19 protein-coding genes are annotated in these 18041 nt (G+C 43.0%); 2 read left to right on the forward strand and 17 right to left on the reverse strand.

The genetic code is table 11. The annotated features are described in order from the left end of the window. Positions 1 to 2: 2 nt before the first annotated feature. The 15 genes from KB197_RS08470 to KB197_RS08540 all read right to left on the reverse strand — a co-directional run bounded on the left by KB197_RS08470 (position 3) and on the right by KB197_RS08540 (position 13162). Positions 3 to 2399, reverse strand: coding sequence for a primosomal protein N' (locus KB197_RS08470; RefSeq protein ID WP_064276622.1), 2397 nt, complete (start codon positions 2397 to 2399; stop codon positions 3 to 5). A 65-nt stretch (positions 2400 to 2464) separates the two neighbouring features. Continuing rightward, positions 2465 to 2779: a DNA-directed RNA polymerase subunit omega gene (gene rpoZ, locus KB197_RS08475; RefSeq protein WP_000979235.1), complete on the reverse strand. Its 315-nt coding sequence runs from the start codon at positions 2777 to 2779 to the stop codon at positions 2465 to 2467. Between the two features lie 24 nt (positions 2780 to 2803). Beyond that, positions 2804 to 3430, reverse strand: coding sequence for a guanylate kinase (gene gmk / locus KB197_RS08480; RefSeq protein ID WP_000775041.1), 627 nt, complete (start codon positions 3428 to 3430; stop codon positions 2804 to 2806). Positions 3431 to 3557: 127 nt separating this feature from the next. Then, a complete protein-coding gene (locus tag KB197_RS08485) occupies positions 3558 to 5171 on the reverse strand; it encodes a ribonuclease Y (RefSeq protein ID WP_000404934.1) in 1614 nt (537 codons plus the stop codon). A 190-nt stretch (positions 5172 to 5361) separates the two neighbouring features. Further along, a complete protein-coding gene (locus KB197_RS08490; protein WP_049500243.1) occupies positions 5362 to 6459 on the reverse strand; it encodes a nucleotidyltransferase in 1098 nt (365 codons plus the stop codon). Between the two features lie 9 nt (positions 6460 to 6468). Continuing rightward, positions 6469 to 7209, reverse strand: coding sequence for a class I SAM-dependent DNA methyltransferase (locus tag KB197_RS08495; RefSeq protein ID WP_004255427.1), 741 nt, complete (start codon positions 7207 to 7209; stop codon positions 6469 to 6471). 110 nt (positions 7210 to 7319) lie between these two features. Beyond that, positions 7320 to 7673 (reverse strand): ribosome silencing factor, encoded by a 354-nt coding sequence (gene rsfS, locus KB197_RS08500; protein WP_004255425.1) that lies wholly within the window; start codon positions 7671 to 7673, stop codon positions 7320 to 7322. Between the two features lie 12 nt (positions 7674 to 7685). Then, entirely contained in the window at positions 7686 to 8186 is a 501-nt protein-coding gene (locus KB197_RS08505) for a cysteine hydrolase family protein (protein WP_212573650.1), read from the reverse strand. Further along, entirely contained in the window at positions 8187 to 8780 is a 594-nt protein-coding gene (gene yqeK / locus KB197_RS08510) for a bis(5'-nucleosyl)-tetraphosphatase (symmetrical) YqeK (protein ID WP_049502047.1), read from the reverse strand. Then, complete coding sequence (locus KB197_RS08515) at positions 8780 to 9409, reverse strand: nicotinate-nucleotide adenylyltransferase (protein ID WP_004255416.1); 630 nt, start codon at positions 9407 to 9409, stop codon at positions 8780 to 8782. The genes yqeK and KB197_RS08515 overlap by 1 nt, the downstream gene beginning before the upstream one ends. A gap of 51 nt (positions 9410 to 9460) precedes the next feature. Beyond that, positions 9461 to 9772: a ribosome assembly RNA-binding protein YhbY gene (gene yhbY / locus KB197_RS08520; protein WP_000060169.1), complete on the reverse strand. Its 312-nt coding sequence runs from the start codon at positions 9770 to 9772 to the stop codon at positions 9461 to 9463. 213 nt (positions 9773 to 9985) lie between these two features. Further along, the gene (yqeH, locus tag KB197_RS08525; RefSeq protein WP_101784396.1) at positions 9986 to 11092 is read right to left on the reverse strand and encodes a ribosome biogenesis GTPase YqeH; all 1107 of its coding nucleotides are present in this window, start codon (positions 11090 to 11092) and stop codon (positions 9986 to 9988) included. A 2-nt stretch (positions 11093 to 11094) separates the two neighbouring features. Beyond that, a complete protein-coding gene (locus tag KB197_RS08530; RefSeq protein ID WP_212573651.1) occupies positions 11095 to 11622 on the reverse strand; it encodes a YqeG family HAD IIIA-type phosphatase in 528 nt (175 codons plus the stop codon). A 16-nt stretch (positions 11623 to 11638) separates the two neighbouring features. Beyond that, complete coding sequence (locus KB197_RS08535; protein ID WP_000242268.1) at positions 11639 to 12544, reverse strand: magnesium transporter CorA family protein; 906 nt, start codon at positions 12542 to 12544, stop codon at positions 11639 to 11641. Positions 12545 to 12601: 57 nt separating this feature from the next. After that, complete coding sequence (locus KB197_RS08540; protein ID WP_024057615.1) at positions 12602 to 13162, reverse strand: mechanosensitive ion channel family protein; 561 nt, start codon at positions 13160 to 13162, stop codon at positions 12602 to 12604. A gap of 151 nt (positions 13163 to 13313) precedes the next feature. Here KB197_RS08540 and sstT point away from each other — a divergent pair, with 151 nt between their 5' ends. Further along, a complete protein-coding gene (gene sstT / locus KB197_RS08545) occupies positions 13314 to 14519 on the forward strand; it encodes a serine/threonine transporter SstT (RefSeq protein ID WP_212573652.1) in 1206 nt (401 codons plus the stop codon). 67 nt (positions 14520 to 14586) lie between these two features. After that, positions 14587 to 15540 (forward strand): aromatic acid exporter family protein, encoded by a 954-nt coding sequence (locus KB197_RS08550; RefSeq protein ID WP_212573653.1) that lies wholly within the window; start codon positions 14587 to 14589, stop codon positions 15538 to 15540. Positions 15541 to 15909: 369 nt separating this feature from the next. Here KB197_RS08550 and KB197_RS08555 read toward each other — a convergent pair whose 3' ends face one another. Both KB197_RS08555 and KB197_RS08560 read right to left on the reverse strand, forming a co-directional pair. Next, positions 15910 to 17454 carry a peptide chain release factor 3 gene (locus KB197_RS08555; protein WP_001025437.1) on the reverse strand — a complete coding sequence of 515 codons (1545 nt, stop codon included), beginning with the start codon at positions 17452 to 17454 and terminating at the stop codon, positions 15910 to 15912. A 298-nt stretch (positions 17455 to 17752) separates the two neighbouring features. Beyond that, positions 17753 to 17827 (reverse strand): hypothetical protein, encoded by a 75-nt coding sequence (locus tag KB197_RS08560; RefSeq protein WP_232610068.1) that lies wholly within the window; start codon positions 17825 to 17827, stop codon positions 17753 to 17755. Positions 17828 to 18041 lie beyond the last annotated feature (214 nt).

An 18041-nucleotide genomic window follows, 5' to 3' on the forward strand; every position in this document is an offset into this window, starting at 1 on the left:
TCTTATAAAAATTGCTGTGGCTCATGGTCAATGCTGAGACGGAGCTCACTATTTTCCCTTTCTTGAGTCAAGGCTAAGACCTGGTTGAGGGTCGGCCCCAGCTCATCTTCTAAACGGTATTTAATTAAAATTTGGTAATGATAGAGGTTGTGGGTACGAGCAATGGGTTTTGGCGTCGGCCCAAGGATGTTACTGGTTTCAGACAGGCCTGAGCGCAAAATGTTCATAACTTCATAGGCACGTTTGACCACCTCTTCTTCTTTCTTGTGAGAAAGGGTAATGCCAATGGTGAAATAGTAAGGTGGATAACCTAGTTGGCGTCTGATTCCCATTTCATAAGCGTAAAAGCCTTCGTAGTCCTGGTCTTTTGCAAATCGAATAGCGTAGTGCTGAGGATTGTAAGACTGAATCAAGACCTGACCAGCTTTTTCAGCCCGACCTGCACGGCCCGCCACCTGAGTCAAGAGCTGGAAAGTTCTTTCAGAAGAACGGAAATCAGGTAGATTCAAGGCCGTATCCGCATTGAGCACTCCGACTAAGGTTACATTGGGAAAATCTAAGCCCTTAGCAATCATCTGTGTACCCAGCAAGATATCCGCTTCTCCTCGCCCAAATTGGTCAAGCAGAGCTTGGTGACTTCCTTTCTTGCGCGTCGTATCTACATCCATCCGCAAAATGCGGGCCTGGGGAAAGAGTTCTGCCAGCTCGTCATAAGCCTTCTGTGTCCCCGTCCCATAGTAACGAATACTGCGACTCTTACAGTTAGGACAGACCTGAGGAATGTCCTTTGAAAAACCACAATAATGGCAATTCATGGTCTTGGTATCCATGTGCAAGGTCAAAGAAATATCACAGTTAGGACAAGTATCCACAGTTCCACACTCCCGACACATGACAAAGCTAGAATAACCACGGCGATTGAGCATGAGAACCACCTGCTCTTTTTTAATCAGTCTATCTTGGATGGCTTCTAGCAAAGGAGGAGTAAAGTTTGATGTCTCGTTTTGTCCAATATAGTCACGAAAATCAACCACTTGAACCTCAGGGATCCTAGCTAAAGGATTAGCTCGTTGGGTCAGACGTAAATGTTGATAGACGCCTTTTCCAGCCCGAGCACGGCTTTCCAGACTTGGTGTCGCAGACCCAAGTACCAGAGCTGCTTGATTATACTGGGCCCGTAAAATAGCGACTTCTCTGGCATGGTAACGGGGATTGCTGTCCTGCTTATAAGTCGCTTCATGCTCCTCATCGATTATCATGACACCTAGATTTTTCAGAGGAGCAAAGATGGCAGATCTAGCACCAATAACAACTTGAGCGTCTCCACGCTCGACTTTGCGCCATTCGTCATACTTTTCACCATTGGAAAGGCCGGAATGAAGAATGGCTACTTTCTCACCAAATCGAGCGATAAAACGCTCCGTCATCTGTGGAGTCAAGGAAATCTCAGGAACCAGCAAAATAGCTGTTTTCCCCTTATCCAAAGCTCCTTGGATTATTTGTAAGTAAACCTCGGTCTTCCCACTTCCTGTAATCCCTTGAAGGAGGAAGGGAGGCTGATGACTGCCAATCGCACTGACAACCGCATCACGCGCCTGCCTTTGCTCTGGATTCAATTCCAAAGGCTGACTTACTTCAATTCCTTCAAAATAAGCAGCCGAGCGTTGGACTTCCTTTTGAACTATAGTAACAGCACCTTGTTCCACAAAGAAGTTGACTTGCTCCCGTGAATAGGACTCTAACAAACTAGCCAAGGAAGCACTCTCAGGATGAGAAAGCAAATAGTCTCTCAGTTCTAACTTTTTCTTGGCGCGTGTAGAAATCTCTACACTTTCTAATTGAGCAATGTCTACCTCATACCAAGACTGGGTCTTGACCTTCTTTTGATCGACTGCCTGATACTCCAGACCAAGCAGGCCTTTTCTAGTCAAACGCATCATTTCAGCTTGCTTAGCTAAATCCAGAGAAGAAAAGGCAAGTGAATCTTCTGAACCAAACAGACGCTCTCGATCTTCCTGACTCAAACCTTCCAGAGGATAGAGAATTTTGTCATAGCTGGAGTTCAGAAACCCTGGTAACATAGCCTTGAGGATGGAGATCTTGTAGGAGAAAACAGATTTGCGTAACTCCTCAGCCAGCCAGAGTTGTTCTTGCGTGAGCACAGGAGAAAAATCCAGCACCTCCGCAATATCTTTTAAATCTTGCTCTATCTCTTCTTCAGCTGATTGAGAATCCAAATCAAGAACAATCCCTTGAATCAGGCGATTACCCTTACCAAAAGGCACATGAACCCGCATCCCAACTTCCAGCATTCCCTCAAATTCCTCAGGAATTCTGTAACTATAGGGCTGGTCCGTCTGCATCAAGGGTACATCTACGATAATCTTAGCTATAGCCATCTTCTCACCTCCTTCTTGTCAGTACATTCTTGCAATAGAAAAAATAAGATTGAGTCCCCCCAACCTTAAATTTTTTCACCATCTTCTTTTTCTTTAGCAATTTGCTCTTTGATTTTCTTTTCTTCTTCTTCTTTGCGGCGTTTTTCTTCTTCGATACGGCGACGCACTGCTTCACGTTTTCCTTCTGGATCTGGGTGAATTGTAACGTTTCCTGATTCGATTTCTTCTAAAGCGCGAAGAGTTGATTTTTCAGACTTGAAACCTTGAGTTGCTGGCGCACCTGCTTCCAATTCGTGGGCACGTTTTGCTTCCAAAATTACGAGTGAATATTTTGATGGAACCTTGTCGAGCAAGGTATCAATAGAGGGTTTTAACATCATTTGCTTGTACCTATTTTCTAAATTTTATCGAGTAGTTGGAGATTTTGGTAACATCTCCTGATAGTGACCAATGACACGATCTACACGGAAGTGCTCTGCTTCAATAACACGTTTGACACGCTCAGCAGCTAGGGGCACCTGATCGTTGACAATCGCATAATCATACTCACGCATGAGAGCAATTTCTTCCTTGGCTTTTTCGATTCGTTGGGCAATCACTTCTGCACTGTCTGTTCCACGACCTACTAAACGATCTTGCAATTCATCCAAATCTGGTGGTGTCAGGAAGATAAAGACAGCATCTGGAACCTTTTTCTTGACCTGAAGAGCGCCTTGAACTTCAATTTCAAGGAAAACATCGATTCCCTTGTCCAAGGTTTCGTTGACATAGGTCAGAGGAGTTCCATAGTAGTTGCCGACATATTCTGCGTATTCCAACATCTGTCCTTGACGAATCAGCTCTTCAAACTCTTCACGAGTACGGAAGAAATAGTCAACACCGTCCACTTCTCCAGGACGTTGTGCGCGTGTCGTCATCGATACAGAGTATTGAAATTGGTTTTCAGAACTCTCAAAAATCTCTCTTCTAACCGTTCCTTTTCCAACCCCTGAAGGACCAGAAAAAACGATTAGTAAGCCTCGGTCTGCCATTGTGTCTCCTTTTAGTCAGTCTGTGAAATAACATTTCTAGAATAATGGCAAAAAGCCAGATTATCCTTTACAGTCTTTCTATCTAGTGTAACAAAAAAGCAGTAATTTTTCAACTGCTCTTTCTTATTTATTTAGCATAATCTACTGCACGAAGCTCGCGAATCACGGTTACCTTGATATTTCCAGGGTAATCGAGATTGTTTTCAATTTTCTCACGAACTTTGTGAGCCAAGATTGTGACTTTGTCGTCTTTGATTTGTCCTGGATTGACCATGATGCGGATTTCACGTCCTGCTTGAAGGGCAAAGCTATTCTGTACTCCTTCAAAGCCGTTCGCAATTTCTTCCAAATCATGAAGACGTTTGATGTAGCTTTCAAGAGACTCACTACGAGCACCCGGACGGGCAGCGCTCAAAGCATCTGCTGCAGCAACAATCACTGCAATGACGCTTTCGGCTTCGACATCACCGTGGTGGCTAGCAATTGTATTCACCACAACTGGATGTTCCTTGTACTTACGAGCCAATTCCATACCGATTTCAACGTGGCTACCTTCAACCTCACGGTCAATGGCTTTTCCGATATCGTGAAGGAACCCTGCACGACGAGCAAGAGCCGCATTTTCACCAAGTTCGCTCGCCATGATACCAGCTAACTTAGCAACCTCAATCGAATGACGTAAGACATTTTGTCCATATGAAGTACGGAACTGCAAGCGACCCATGATTTTCATCAAGTCTGGATGAAGGTTTGGTGCCCCAATTTCATAGGCAGCAGCCTCACCGTATTCACGAATCTTATTGTCAATCTCTTGACGGTTTTTCTCAACCAACTCTTCGATACGAGCTGGGTGGATACGACCATCCTTGAGCAACATTTCCATAGTCATACGGGCAATTTCACGACGAATCGGGTCAAAACCTGATAAGGTCACCACTTCTGGTGTATCGTCGATAATCACATCGACCCCTGTCAAACTTTCAAAGGTACGAATGTTACGACCTTCACGACCAATAATGCGTCCCTTCATAGTATCGTCTGGCAGGTGAACCGTTGAGTTTGTTGACTCCGCCACATATTCACCAGCGATACGTTGCATGGCTTGAACCAAGATGTCCTTGGCCATTTTGTCAGAACGTTCCTTGACCTCTTGCTCAGCTTCACGAATGCGGCTAGCAATCTCCTTGGTCAAGTTTTCCTCTGTCTGAGCCAAGATAATATCTCGTGCTTCTGCCTGAGACAGGGCACCAATACGCTCTAGCTCTGCTTCTTTTTGTCTTTCGACTTCCTCTAATTGCTCTTCACGCGCATCAAGGTTTTTCGCTCTATCAGAAATACTTTGTTCTTTTTGTTCAAGTGTTTGTTCTTTACTCGTCAAATTGTCGTCCTTACGGTCAAGGCTAGTAGCTCTCTCTGTCAAACGACTTTCGATTTGTTTGAGTTCTTGACGTTCTGATTTGAATTCAGCGTCCACTTCTTCACGGTATTTTCTGGCTTCTTCTTTGGCCTCCAATAGTGCTTCTTTTTTAAGAGACTTGCTTTCACGTTTAGCTTCATTAACAAGTAAATCCGCTTCACGTTCAGCTTGTCCACGTAAATTAGTTGCTTCTTGTTCAGCATTTAAAAGCATCAACTCTGCAGCTTCCTGAGATGATTTCATCTTGGCTGAGATGCTGACATATCCAATGACTAAACCAATGATGACGGCAAAAACAGCAATCGCAAGCGACATGATTTCCATGTTTTTACCTCATTTTATTGTTATTCCGAATGACATACATTCTTTTACATTCTACCATAAAAAAGTGATTTTCACAAACCTAAAATAGAATATGTTTTGGGGAAATTGGAACACATTCACAAAAATAAAATTGTTATTTAGAAATAGTAGTTTAGTAGAGACTTGAGAAAAAGCCTACTTTTCAGTAGACTTAGTTTATTTCTATTCTAATCGGTACTCTTCCAAAATTCTGCTCTGCTATACTTGGATTTCCCAGTTGGTAAATCTGGTCTGCCTTTTGGGTCATAGCATCCCAAGGTTCTTTGCCAATTCGGCTGACTAGATCGACCTGCCCTTTCAAAGACTTGAGATGTTGCCTGCCTTTTTCAGTAAAGCCAAGAACATGGATGCCTTCTGGCAAGTCACTTTCTCTAGCCTGCACCAAGATATAGGTCAAAAGGCGTCTGACACGCGCCTTGGTGTAACGTTTGGTCGCAACCGCCTCAATCAAGTCTTCCACAGACTGGACTGTCTTGATGGTCTCTTTAATGCGCACAGCCATTTCTTGATTGACCTGATAGATGGTGGTTATGTCGGGATTTGACAAGATTTGATAGCGGAGCAAAGGAAAATAGTCTTCCCAGCTCACTTTACTGGTCTGCTCAAATAGGGCAACAGAAGGCATAAATCGTTCTAAGAAATCTTTGTCCCTTTGGTGCTGACGGAGGGCTGTCGCCGAGGCGAAGTCCACATCCTGGTCCACAGAATGGTAACCAGCCCCCTGACGCTGAATCGGATACAGCTTGATATTTCGTCCCGCAACCGCCTTGGCATAGGCCAAAGCAAGAACATGATTGGGTGTATGGCCTGAAAAATCAAGACCAGCAAATTCCTTCCACATGGCTTGGGTTTTCTGGGGATAGGAGAGAGAATCAGGCAGATTTTCCACAAAATTCTCCATCTCTCTACCTTGCTCTGCGTATAAGTCAGCGATTTTTTGATAATCCAGAACTTCTTCTGTTCCAAAAGCGAGGCTATCAATACCCAACCGAGCCAAGATATCCACAGCCCCTTGGCCAAAGAAATCCGCCGCCTGAACACTGACTAAAAAGGGCAGTTCCACTACCAGATCAGCACCATTTTCAAGCGCCATCTGGGCTCGTGTCCACTTGTCCACGATAGCAGGCTCGCCTCTCTGCATGAAATTCCCAGACATGGCCACAATTTTCAACCCCTTCGTCTGCTCAAGCAGGTATTTGTGGCCATTATGAAAAGGATTGAACTCCGCGATAATACCCGTGATGGTCATGATAATCTCCTACTTCTGCGCCACAAAAAACCAACGGGTGCTGGTTTCTGTTGGCTCTTTGTCTTCAAAGTCCGCAAAGAGTTTGAAGGATTTGAATCCGGCCTGTTCCAGCAAAATATCATAGGTCAAGACCTCATAGGTTCGCTCCTCATGCACTTCATCGTGGCGACTAAAGGAACCATCCGCTTCCTTGACAAAGAAAGTCAACTCATGAACGATAGAGTGAGGCGCCGCATCCTCATAGGTATCCCATAGCATGGCGAAATCTTCTGCATTTTCATGATAAGAATAGCCTGGAAAAACTTCGTCTGTCTGGTAGGTCGAATGCACATCAAAGATGAAAACTCCATCTTCATTAAGGGCATTATACACTTCCTTAAAAACATCCCCTACTTCCACCTCATCCTGCATGTAGCAGATAGAGTCCGAATAACAAGTGACAAAGTCGTATTGACCTACCTTGGACAAATCCAACATATTGCCTTCAATAAAATCAATCTTTTGTTTGGCTGAAGCCGCTCTCTTCTCCGCAATCTTCAGCATATCTGCGCTCAAGTCAAGTCCAGTCACATCAAAACCAGCTTGAGAAAAGCGTACAGACTGGATGCCTGTCCCACAAGCCAATTCCAAGAGTTTTTTTCTCTCCTTTGTCTTAGGCAAATGACCCAGAGAAAAATCCGTCCATTTATCATATAAACTATCGTCCATGACCGCATCATAGACCGCCGCAAAGGTTTCATAAGTTGCCATAATCATGATACCAAGAGCCTCCATGGCAAACACCACTCGCCCTATACCTTTCTATCCATTTTTTCTAAAATAAGCAAAGAAACCCAGTTGGCTACAACTGAGTTCGTCTTCTAAGCAAGAGCTTCTGAAATATCTACTGACTCCGCCTCATGCCATAGCTTTTCTAAGTTATAGTGGGCACGCATTTCTTCTGAAAAGACATGCACGACAACAGAGCCGAGGTCTAGTAGGACCCAACCTCCAGCTGCATCTCCTTCGACATGACTGCCTTTAAAGCCTGCATCGGCTACTTTTTCACGGATATTATCAGCGATAGCGTCCAACTGACGGCTATTCATTGAACTAGTAATAACAAAGTAGTCAGTCACGCTAGTCAAATCTTGGACATCAAGTGCGAGGATATCCTCCGCACGTTTCTCATCAGCCGCTTTCACGACTAGTTCTAGTAATTCTTTTTCGTTCATTTAGTCCTCTTTCTAGAAAATATGCTTGTAATCTAGGACATCTGCAAAGCGCCCCTCCCAAATGCCCTCATAAAATTCATTTATCGTTTCTGCTGGAATGTCTTTCCCATCAAAGGTTGTGACAGCACCTTCTGGAATAATAAGCTGATAGCCATATTCAAAGGCAACCTTGACAGAGGTATCCACACAATATTCTGTCTGCATACCACATAAAACTAATTTTTCAATCCCCTGTTTATCCAAGTATTCTTTTAAACCAGTTTCTTTGAAAATACTGTTATACTTCTTCTGAAAGACCTTTTCATTAGGTTTTCGACTTAAAAGCTCAGATAACTGCCAATCTTCTGATGTTTGAGCTTCAGCGTTCTCAATATGTTGAACATAGACAATTTCAATATTCTTGCTTCTAGCCTGGTTTTGTAAATAAGAAATTTTTTCCAATAGACTATTTGTCTGAAAACCAGTTTCCACTAAAATATTCTGAACATCAATGATTATAAAAGCCGTCTTCATTTAGTCCTCTTTCAAATAGTGCACAAAGGCGTTATAGGTTTCAAGGGTTTGGGGATAGATAGAGAATCCCTGATGAGCTAGATGCTCCACGGTACGAGCTGTTTCGTAGGCCACCGCCTTATTAAGCGATAAACTTGCAATCTCACGTGCCACATCTACTCCTGGAAAGGCACGATTGTGCTCGATATAGTCTGCGACGTAGATGACTTTATCTAGGTCTGTCATCTGACCAGCACCGACTGTATGGATTTCAATGGCTCGCAGGATTTCTGAATCATGCAAATCCAAATCTTCCTGAATCTTGTAGATGCCAACCATGCCATGCCAGACATTATTGCCCCAGTTTTTGAGATCAGGATCCAGCTGATAACGGTCAATCAGGTCTAGAAATTCCTGATCTGACAGCTTTTTAGCGTAGTCATGAAGAAGGCCTGCTAGTCCTGCTTTCTCGACATCTACTCCAAATCGTTGGGCTAGTTCTATGGCTGCACGCTCCACACCCAAGCAATGGGTTAAGCGTTTTTCAGGTAAAAGCTCTGTCATTTTTTCCAACAAAGCCTCGCGAGAGCAGTTGATATAGTCTTGATAGGCCATCAGTAGAGCCCCTCCTTCTCGATGTAGTCTAGCACCGGCTGAGGCAGGAGAAAGTTGGGTTTCCGACCTTGGGCAAGGAAGTCCCGCACCATGCTGGATGAGATATCCATGAGAGGCACATCCACCCAGATAACTGGATAGGAAGTTCCAGCCTTGTAGCGTGGGCGCTGAACCCCTACAAACTGAACCATGTCGACCAGCTCATCAATTCGGTACCACTTAGGCAAATAGTCCACCATGTCGGCCCCGATGATAAAGTAATAATCCGTATCTGGATACTGCTCTGTCAAAATCTTCATGGTGTCGTAGGTGTAGGAAATGCCCTTGCGCTCTAGCTCGATTGTTTCAATGGCTAGCCCTTCAATCCCCTCAATCGCCAATTCAAGCATCTTGAGACGATGGTGTTCAGGGATGGTTTCCTTTTTATCTACGTGAGGAGGTTGGTACTCAGGCATGAGCAAAACTTGATCCAGTCCTAACTGTTGCCGTACTTGGTCAGCAACAATCAGATGCGCATTGTGAACAGGGTTAAAATTCCCCCCTAAAATCCCGACTTGTTTGCGTTTTTTCTCCTTGATTTCTGGCTCCAACTCTACCTTGGTAAAGGGAGTCAATAGTTCGATTGCCATAGGCTAGTCTCCTTTATTTCTCTGTAAAAACAGTTATTTGGAGTATAGTTTTTAGATTTCTTTGACTTTCTTAGAAATCTTGCGATTTTCTTTCTTGCTGGATTGTTTAAACAAAATCAAGATTCGTCCGATTTTTTGGACTGTATCCACACCAATTTCTTCTTCCAAGATTTCAGCTACTTCGTGGATATTTTCATCGGTGTTTTGCAAAAGAGTAACCTTGATCAATTCACGGGCGTCAAGTGCCTGACGAACGCTGGTTTTGATTTGGTCGTTAAGTCCATTTTTACCGATTTGGATGATGGGTTTGAGGGTGTGTGCCTGACTGTTGAGGAAGGCACGTTGTTTTGATGTTAATGACATAATTTCTTCCTTGTTTTTTTGATAGTTATTTTAGGTGGTGAGGGACGGTCGGAACTAATTTTTCAAAGATCTCATCTTTGAAAAATGGATTTCCTGACCTCACAATTGAGCCTAGGTCTCAATTATGCCCCTTACCAATCTAACGATTGGCAATCACACCACGGCAATAACTATCTTTTTATGAGCTCACTTTGTTCGCTCAGTGATTTCATTTTAAATAATTGCTTTTCGTGTGACGACTGCGACGCCTTCTGGTGCCCAGACGGCGACTTTTGCTGTGCCTGTTACGCGAATCCAGCCTAGGCCTGAGATAACTAGGTCTGTCTTGTCCTTAATGTTAAATACATGCTGAACTAGTTTTGGAAAATCTTCTTTTTCCTTGCTATTTGGTGGTGTCAAAAGCGTTCCGAGGTGCTTATCGTAGAAAGCACTAGCTCCTTCAAGCTTGGTACGATGCAATTTGAGTTCATTGTCAAAGAAGGCAGTGAAACCTTGCTTTTCTCCTGATATAAAGTCAAAGCGTCCCAAGCCACCTAAAAATAGTGTTTGCTCTGGATTTAGCTGGTAGGTTTTAGGTTTGATTTCCTTTTTGGGGCTGACATACTTGAGATTTTTGGCCGTCAAGTAATGGGCCATTTGGTGACGGTGGATGATTCCCGGCGTATCGTAGATATAAGATCCGTCATCAAGCGGAATCTCAATCTTGTCCAAGGTTGTCCCTGGGAAGCGCGAAGTCGTAATGACATTCTGGTCACCCGTTATTTCTTGGATAATAGCATTGATTAGAGTTGATTTTCCAACGTTAGTCACACCGACCACATAGACATCGCGGCCCTTACGGTAGTGTTCAATCTTGTCAATGACTTCCTTAATAGCATGTTTGTTTTGGGCTGAAGTTAGGACGACATCCACAGGACGAAGCCCTTCTTCGTGGGCACGTTCCATGAGCCACTGGCTAATCTTTCCTGGTTTAACAGACTTGGGCAAGATATCTTTTTTATTTCCAACCAAGAGGACATCGTTGCCCGATACAAAACGTGGCAAGCCTGGGATGACAGAGCCATTAAAATCAAAGATATCAATGACATTGACCACTAAGGCATCACTGTCTCCCACCTCGTGTAAGAGCTTGAGGAAATCATCGTCTGTCAACTGGACATCCGTGATTTCATTATAGTGGCGGAGACGGAAACAGCGTTGGCAATAGACTTCGCCAGTCTCCAAACCTTTTTCAAGTGCCGACTGGGGAGTAAATCCAAGTCCAGCCTTGTCTGTCGTCTGAATGGTTGCTCCACAACCAATACAGAGAATTTCTTCCATAGTTAAATTCCTTTTTTATATGTAATCGGTCCGTACTTTTCAGTGATTTTTCGCATGACACGGCGCTCACGAGCTCGGTTAATCTGCGTTTTGATCGAATCATGTTGGACCAAGGGTTTGACTAAAATCGAGCGAATGCCAGCACGGTGGGCTGCACGAATATCTGTCATGAGCTGATCGCCAACCATGACCACTTCGCTTTTATCATAGTGGAATTCCTTCATGGCACGGTCAATCCCAAATGTGAAGGGCTTCAATGCCCAATAAACGTAATCAATCCCAAACTTCTCAACTGCTCGTTGGACGCGTTTCTTAGTGTTGTTTGAGACTACGATAATGCGAATGCCCGCGTCCCGAAGATCATGTAGCCATTGCTTCATCTCTGGCGTCCCGTCAGGGTTGTTCCAAGCAATGAGGGTATTATCTAAATCCACCAAAACAGCTTTTATTCCTTGTTTTTGCAGGCTTTCTACTGTCAAATCATAAACTGCTTCCACAGCAAAATCTGGCATGTAATTTTCAATCGCCATTCTGGCTCCTTCTCTTTTATTTTCTAGTAATTTTCTTCAGCCATTGAGATAAGGCTGCCCATAAAATCAAGCTAGCCATTAAGATATAAATCCAAGCATTTGGCTCTTCTGTAAATGGTAGAGGAACATTCATTCCGAAGAAACCTGTAATAACCGCAAGTACTGCTAGTAAGACGGAGACAATAGTCAAAATTGTCAAACTATCATTCAAGTTATTGTTTAGGATGTTGTTGTAAGAAGCTGAGAGTTGTTGCAAGACTTGAGAAATCAAGTCTGTCATAGACACCAACTGATGGGCTTCAATCATGGCATCATCAAACTGCTCTCGTTCGACATCATTAAATCTCCGATAAAGAGCATGGCCCTGGATATGTTCCAAGAGGAGTCGATTTTGTTTTGCCGCTGCTGTCAAGTAAACCATACCAGTCTCCAAGTCAGAGAGGGCGAAGAGATTTTTCTTTGTTGTAGTTTGACGTAGCAAGGCACTAATTTCGTCCTTACTTTTATCCATCTCTTCAATGACAGGATAATAAGCGTTACTGATAATCTCTAAACCAGCAAAGAGAAACTTGTAAATAGAAAGCGACTCATGGCTATCCAGATAAGCTGACATCTGATCAATGACATAAGCATTCTTATGGTTGCTGATGGTAATCATTCGTTGTCTTTCGACGATAAAGGTCATGGGAATCGCTTCATAATATTCTTTGTCTTTTTCTAAATCAAGAACATTATAAATAAAGGTTACCGTCTCCGTTTCACGGTTATAATCCATATGAGCTCGTTCATTTCTATCCAGAGCATACTCAATGGTTTCCTTGTCCAATCCATAGATGTCAGAAAGATCTTCCATATTTTTAATCTTATCCACATCAAGGTCTATCCAGGTACAACCATTGCCCAACTGCTTTTCTAAAACCATCTTTTCTCCTTTATTAAACTCTTTCTATTGTACCACAAATTACTTAAAATAACAGGTCTAGTCTGTGCGTGAGAAATTGCTGACGACGGTGATATTCCGATTGGGAACGAAGTGCAGAACCTGATCTTCTCCTCTGAGTTGCGTTGTTCGAATGCCGACACTGACAACCTTGCCCGATACGGTAATAGGACCATTTGTCAAAACGACCTCATCTCCCACATCCAGTTGACGTTCAAAGAGGATGAAAAAGCCATTGATGACATCAGATAGAAAGCCTTGGGCTCCCATTCCAATAGCCACCCCAGCAATCCCAGCCCCTGCCAGCAAACTAGAAACTGGCAAACCTAAAATCGACAAAATGCAGTAAAGCAAAAAGAAATAAAGGGTATAATTAAACACATTTTCTAACAAACGTGAGATGGTTTTCTGACGCCCGATATCATGACGAGACATTTTTAGAGAAGGTTTGACAATTCTCTGCACCATGGTATGGAGCAATTTCTTAGCTATATAAAAGAGTAAAAATAAGAATAACAGAGAAATTAACTTGGTTAAGATATTTTCAATAATCGTTGTTATATCAAGCTTATTGAGGTAGGTTTGAATAAATTCTTTCATAGAAAACTCCTTTCATTTATTATACCATACTTTTACAAGTGATGAATCTCCATAAATATTCAAAAATAATAGCCAAAATAGACAGAAAATTCTTGATTTTAGTTCATATTTATACTATAATCATAAACATTACACAACTAAGGAGGTTGTTATGAAAAAATGCATTCATGCTTGGAATAAGGCAAGCCTAATCAAACGGATTTTGATTGGTATGCTTATTGGAGGAACCCTAGGGCTGACACTTCCTAACATTTCAGGAATTGGTCTACTCGGAGATCTCTTTGTTGGCGGTCTAAAAGCCATCGCACCTATTCTAGTCTTTGCCCTCGTTGCTAACGCCCTTTCCCAACATCAAAAGAGACAAGATAGCAACATGAAAACGGTTATCTTCCTTTACTTGGTAGGGACCTTTGCAGCGGCACTTGTTGCTGTCCTAGCAAGTTTCATCGTCCCTGTTGAGATTACCTTAAATAGTGCCAATACAGAAATCGCACCACCAGATGGAATTGGCCAGGTCCTCAGCAACCTCTTGCTCAAACTGGTTGACAATCCAGTCAATGCCCTTATTACTGCCAACTACATCGGTATCCTATCATGGGCAGTTGTTTTCGGGATTGCTATGAGAGAGGCCAGCAAAAACAGTAAAGAATTGCTTAAAACCATGGCTGATGTGACTTCTAAAATTGTCGAATGGATCATCAATCTAGCTCCCTTTGGAATCCTTGGCCTTGTCTTCAAAACCATCTCTGATAAGGGAATCGGAAGCCTAGCTAACTACGGAATCTTGCTTGCCCTCTTGGTGACAACCATGTTCTTTGTCGCTTTGGTTGTCAATCCACTAATAGCCTTTCTCTTTATGAAGAGAAATCCTTATCCCCTCGTTTGGAAATGTTTGCGTGTTAGCGGTGTGACAGCCTTCTTCACTCGTAGTTCTGCAGCTAACATTCCTGTCAACATGAAACTATGCCATGACCTTGGACTCAACCCAGATACCTATTCAGTTTCTATCCCACTTGGATCTACTATCAATATGGCCGGGGCAGCGATTACCATTAACGTTCTAACCCTTGCTGCAGTAAATACTCTTGGAATCCCTGTTGACTTTGCGACAGCGTTTGTCCTCAGTGTAGTTGCCGCAATCTCAGCCTGTGGTGCTTCTGGTATTGCCGGAGGATCCCTCCTTCTTATCCCAGTTGCTTGTAGCCTTTTCGGTATTTCTAACGATATTGCCATGCAAGTTGTCGGTGTTGGATTTGTGATTGGTGTCATCCAAGACTCATGTGAAACAGCCCTCAACTCTTCTACAGACGTCCTCTTTACTGCCGTTGCCGAATACGCAGCAGCCCGTAAGAAATAACTCATAAAGGCAAGCCTGCTCAGGTCTTGTCTTTTCCGCTTTTATTCTAACTTACTAGGAAATCCATATGTCTATTAGCCAACGTACGACCAAGCTCATCTTAGCTACCTGTCTTGCCTGTCTTCTTGCTTATTTTCTCAATCTCTCCTCAGCTGTCTCGGCTGGAATCATCGCCCTCTTGAGCCTATCCGATACCCGTAGAAGTACCTTAAAACTGGCCCGCAATCGGCTCTTTTCCATGCTTCTAGCTTTGGTTATCGGAGTTCTGGCTTTTCACTTGAGCGGATTTCATATCTGGAGCCTTGGCCTCTATCTAGCTCTCTATGTGCCTCTAGCCTACAAGATGGGCTGGGAAATTGGCATCACACCAAGTAGCGTGTTGGTTAGCCATCTCTTGGTGCAAGAGTCAACCTCTCCAGATCTTCTAGTCAATGAACTCCTTCTCTTTGCAATCGGTACAGGATTTGCCTTACTGGTTAATCTCTACATGCCTTCACGAGAAGAGAAAATTCATCACTACCACACATTGGTAGAAGAAAAGTTAAAAGATATTCTCCAGCGCTTCAAATATTATTTATCCAGAGGGGATGGACGCAACCGAGCACAGTTAGTTGACGAATTGGACACCCTTTTGGAAGAATCCCTCAAACTAGTCTATCTAGATCACTCAGACCACCTCTTTCACCAGACCGACTACCATATCCACTATTTTGAGATGAGACAGCGACAAAGTCGTATCCTACGAAACATGGCCCAGCAAATCAACACCTGTCACCTAGCTGCCAGTGAGAGCTTGATTTTGGCCCAACTCTTTTCAAAAATTGCAGGTCAACTGAGCCAGACCAATCCTGCTTCTGATTTGCTAGATGAAATTGACCGTTATCTAGAAGTCTTCCGTAATCGCAGTCTGCCCAAGACAAGAGAAGAATTTGAAACCCGTGCAACCCTTCTTCAACTCCTACGTGAAGCCAAAACCTTCATCCAAGTAAAAGTTGATTTTTACCAAAAATATGGACAGTAAAAAAGAAAACTTCAGACCAATCACAAAAAGTGAATATCTGAAGTTTTCTTTTATTTGTAAGTTATTACCATAAAGGTTAATAGTAAAACGAATAAGGTCTAATATTCAACATCTTTTTATAGAGGGCTAAGGTAAAACCCTACATACTTTGCTGTCTTATTATCCACGACACTAATTTTTACAAATCAATTTCATTTACCAAACATAGTTAGTAAGACAGTTAGCTAGACCTCTCACTACCAGTTACAACGGAAAAATCCACGAATCAATATCATTCGCGGACTTTTACTAGTGAAGCGTTTAGGTAGACCGCCATAGCGGTTACCGTCAAATGACAGCAACTTTATGTTGCTAGTCATTTGTAACGATTTACATTTTTTCTTCCAACTCTACGTCTGGATACTTATCCGCAAACCAGCGGAGGGCAAAGTCATTTTCAAAGAGGAAGACTGGTTGATCAAAACGGTCTTTAGCCAAGATATTTCGACTTGATGACATTCGTTCATCCAAGTCCTCAGGCTTGATCCAACGAACGGTCTTTTTACCCATTGGGCTCATGACTACTTCCGCATTGTACTCGCCTTCCATGCGGTGTTTAAAGACTTCAAACTGGAGTTGACCAACAGCTCCCAGCATGTACTCGCCTGTTTGGTAATTCTTATAAAGCTGAATAGCACCTTCTTGCACCAGTTGCTCAATCCCCTTGTGGAAGGATTTCTGCTTCATGACATTCTTAGCAGAAACTTTCATAAAAATTTCAGGAGTGAAGGTTGGCAGTGGTTCAAATTCAAATTTGTTTTTTCCAACTGTCAATGTATCCCCAACCTGATAAGTTCCTGTATCGTAAACCCCGATGATATCTCCTGCCACGGCATTGGTCACATTCTCACGACTTTCAGCCATAAACTGGGTAACATTAGACAGTTTAGCACCCTTACCAGTACGAGGCAAGTTGACACTCATGCCACGTTCAAATTCACCCGATACGATACGTACAAAGGCAATACGGTCACGGTGTCGAGGGTCCATGTTGGCTTGGATTTTAAAGACAAATCCTGAGAAGTCCTTATCGTAAGGATCAACAATTTCGCCGTCTGTTTTCTTATGTCCATGTGGCTCTGGAGCAAACTTGAGAAAAGTTTCAAGGAATGTTTGCACACCAAAGTTTGTCAAAGCTGAACCGAAGAAGACTGGTGTCAATTCTCCAGCCAGAATAGCTTCCTCTGAAAACTCATTCCCAGCTTCATTTAAAAGTTCAATATCATCCTTGACTTGCTCGTAGAAAGGGTTGCTGCCAAAAAGCTTGTCCCCATCTTCTAAACTAGCAAAACGCTCATCCCCTTTATAGAGCTCCAAGCGTTGGTTATAGAGGTCATAGAGCCCCTCGAAGGCTTTCCCCATCCCGATTGGCCAGTTCATCGGGTAACTCGCAATGCCCAAGACTTCTTCCAATTCTTGCAAGAGGTCCAGTGGCTCTCGACCGTCACGGTCTAGCTTGTTCATAAAGGTAAAGACGGGAATGCCACGGTGTTTGACAACTTCAAATAATTTCTTGGTTTGGGCCTCGATACCCTTGGCAGAGTCCACAACCATGACCGCAGCATCCACCGCCATCAAGGTACGATAGGTATCTTCTGAGAAGTCCTCGTGCCCTGGTGTGTCGAGGATATTGACGCGCTTACCATCGTAGTCAAACTGCATAACAGATGAAGTCACCGAAATCCCACGTTGTTTCTCGATATCCATCCAGTCAGACTTGGCAAAAGTCCCTGTTTTCTTTCCTTTTACAGTGCCAGCCTCACGAATCTCGCCCCCAAAGTAGAGCAGTTGCTCAGTGATGGTTGTTTTCCCCGCGTCCGGGTGGGAGATGATGGCAAAAGTACGACGTTTCTTAATTTCTTCTTGAATATTCATAAGTTCTCTTTCTTTGATTCTCTATTTTTCTTGTTTCAATAGCTAAGAATGATTTCTACATTGGATTCTACCATTCCTTTCAACACTCCATTATATCGAATTTTAGCATTTTTTTCAATTTCTATTTTATATCAGACACTGCTAAAGTAGGACAATTCCACTTGCAATTTTTAAAATAAATGTTACAATGAATATAGAAAAAGGTGTTGCGTCAACAACACCCTACAGAGCCGTTTAAGACGGTGGCTGTAATTATATAACTAAAAAATAGCTCGTTAACTCGCCAAAGTTAGGACGGCTATTTTTTTGTCTCTTTTACCAATTCAAGGATGAACTTCAGGAGCGTGATAACAAAGTTACCAGCTACAAACATGAGCGTCAAAGCCTCAAAGGGTGACAAATCTGGTTACTCCTTTCTACTAAGATTTTACGGATTCTGCACATAAGCATCACCATCCTTTCGATTTCGTAACCACCGTCTTCACTTCTCTGTTATACCATTGTATCATATAATTTCCCCTTTGAAATCCTCTTTTCAAATTAATCATCATTAAAACACATTCTCTAGCCTCCACCTACCTTTTTTC

It is taken from the genome of Streptococcus sp. 11-4097 (assembly GCF_018215285.2).
Lineage (GTDB): Bacteria > Bacillota > Bacilli > Lactobacillales > Streptococcaceae > Streptococcus.

Excerpts from the sequence above, each read along its gene's own strand:
- KB197_RS08470 (WP_064276622.1), bottom strand. The coding sequence starts at position 2,399 with ATGGCTATAGCTAAGATTATCGTAGATGTACCCTTGATGCAGACGGAC.
- rpoZ (WP_000979235.1), bottom strand. The coding sequence starts at position 2,779 with ATGATGTTAAAACCCTCTATTGATACCTTGCTCGACAAGGTTCCATCA.
- gmk (WP_000775041.1), bottom strand. The coding sequence starts at position 3,430 with ATGGCAGACCGAGGCTTACTAATCGTTTTTTCTGGTCCTTCAGGGGTT.
- KB197_RS08485 (WP_000404934.1), bottom strand. The coding sequence starts at position 5,171 with ATGGAAATCATGTCGCTTGCGATTGCTGTTTTTGCCGTCATCATTGGT.
- KB197_RS08490 (WP_049500243.1), bottom strand. The coding sequence starts at position 6,459 with ATGACCATCACGGGTATTATCGCGGAGTTCAATCCTTTTCATAATGGC.
- KB197_RS08495 (WP_004255427.1), bottom strand. The coding sequence starts at position 7,209 with ATGGCAACTTATGAAACCTTTGCGGCGGTCTATGATGCGGTCATGGAC.
- rsfS (WP_004255425.1), bottom strand. The coding sequence starts at position 7,673 with ATGAACGAAAAAGAATTACTAGAACTAGTCGTGAAAGCGGCTGATGAG.
- KB197_RS08505 (WP_212573650.1), bottom strand. The coding sequence starts at position 8,186 with ATGAAGACGGCTTTTATAATCATTGATGTTCAGAATATTTTAGTGGAA.
- yqeK (WP_049502047.1), bottom strand. The coding sequence starts at position 8,780 with ATGGCCTATCAAGACTATATCAACTGCTCTCGCGAGGCTTTGTTGGAA.
- KB197_RS08515 (WP_004255416.1), bottom strand. The coding sequence starts at position 9,409 with ATGGCAATCGAACTATTGACTCCCTTTACCAAGGTAGAGTTGGAGCCA.
- yhbY (WP_000060169.1), bottom strand. The coding sequence starts at position 9,772 with ATGTCATTAACATCAAAACAACGTGCCTTCCTCAACAGTCAGGCACAC.
- yqeH (WP_101784396.1), bottom strand. The coding sequence starts at position 11,092 with ATGGAAGAAATTCTCTGTATTGGTTGTGGAGCAACCATTCAGACGACA.
- KB197_RS08530 (WP_212573651.1), bottom strand. The coding sequence starts at position 11,622 with ATGGCGATTGAAAATTACATGCCAGATTTTGCTGTGGAAGCAGTTTAT.
- KB197_RS08535 (WP_000242268.1), bottom strand. The coding sequence starts at position 12,544 with ATGGTTTTAGAAAAGCAGTTGGGCAATGGTTGTACCTGGATAGACCTT.
- KB197_RS08540 (WP_024057615.1), bottom strand. The coding sequence starts at position 13,162 with ATGAAAGAATTTATTCAAACCTACCTCAATAAGCTTGATATAACAACG.
- sstT (WP_212573652.1), top strand. The coding sequence starts at position 13,314 with ATGAAAAAATGCATTCATGCTTGGAATAAGGCAAGCCTAATCAAACGG.
- KB197_RS08550 (WP_212573653.1), top strand. The coding sequence starts at position 14,587 with ATGTCTATTAGCCAACGTACGACCAAGCTCATCTTAGCTACCTGTCTT.
- KB197_RS08555 (WP_001025437.1), bottom strand. The coding sequence starts at position 17,454 with ATGAATATTCAAGAAGAAATTAAGAAACGTCGTACTTTTGCCATCATC.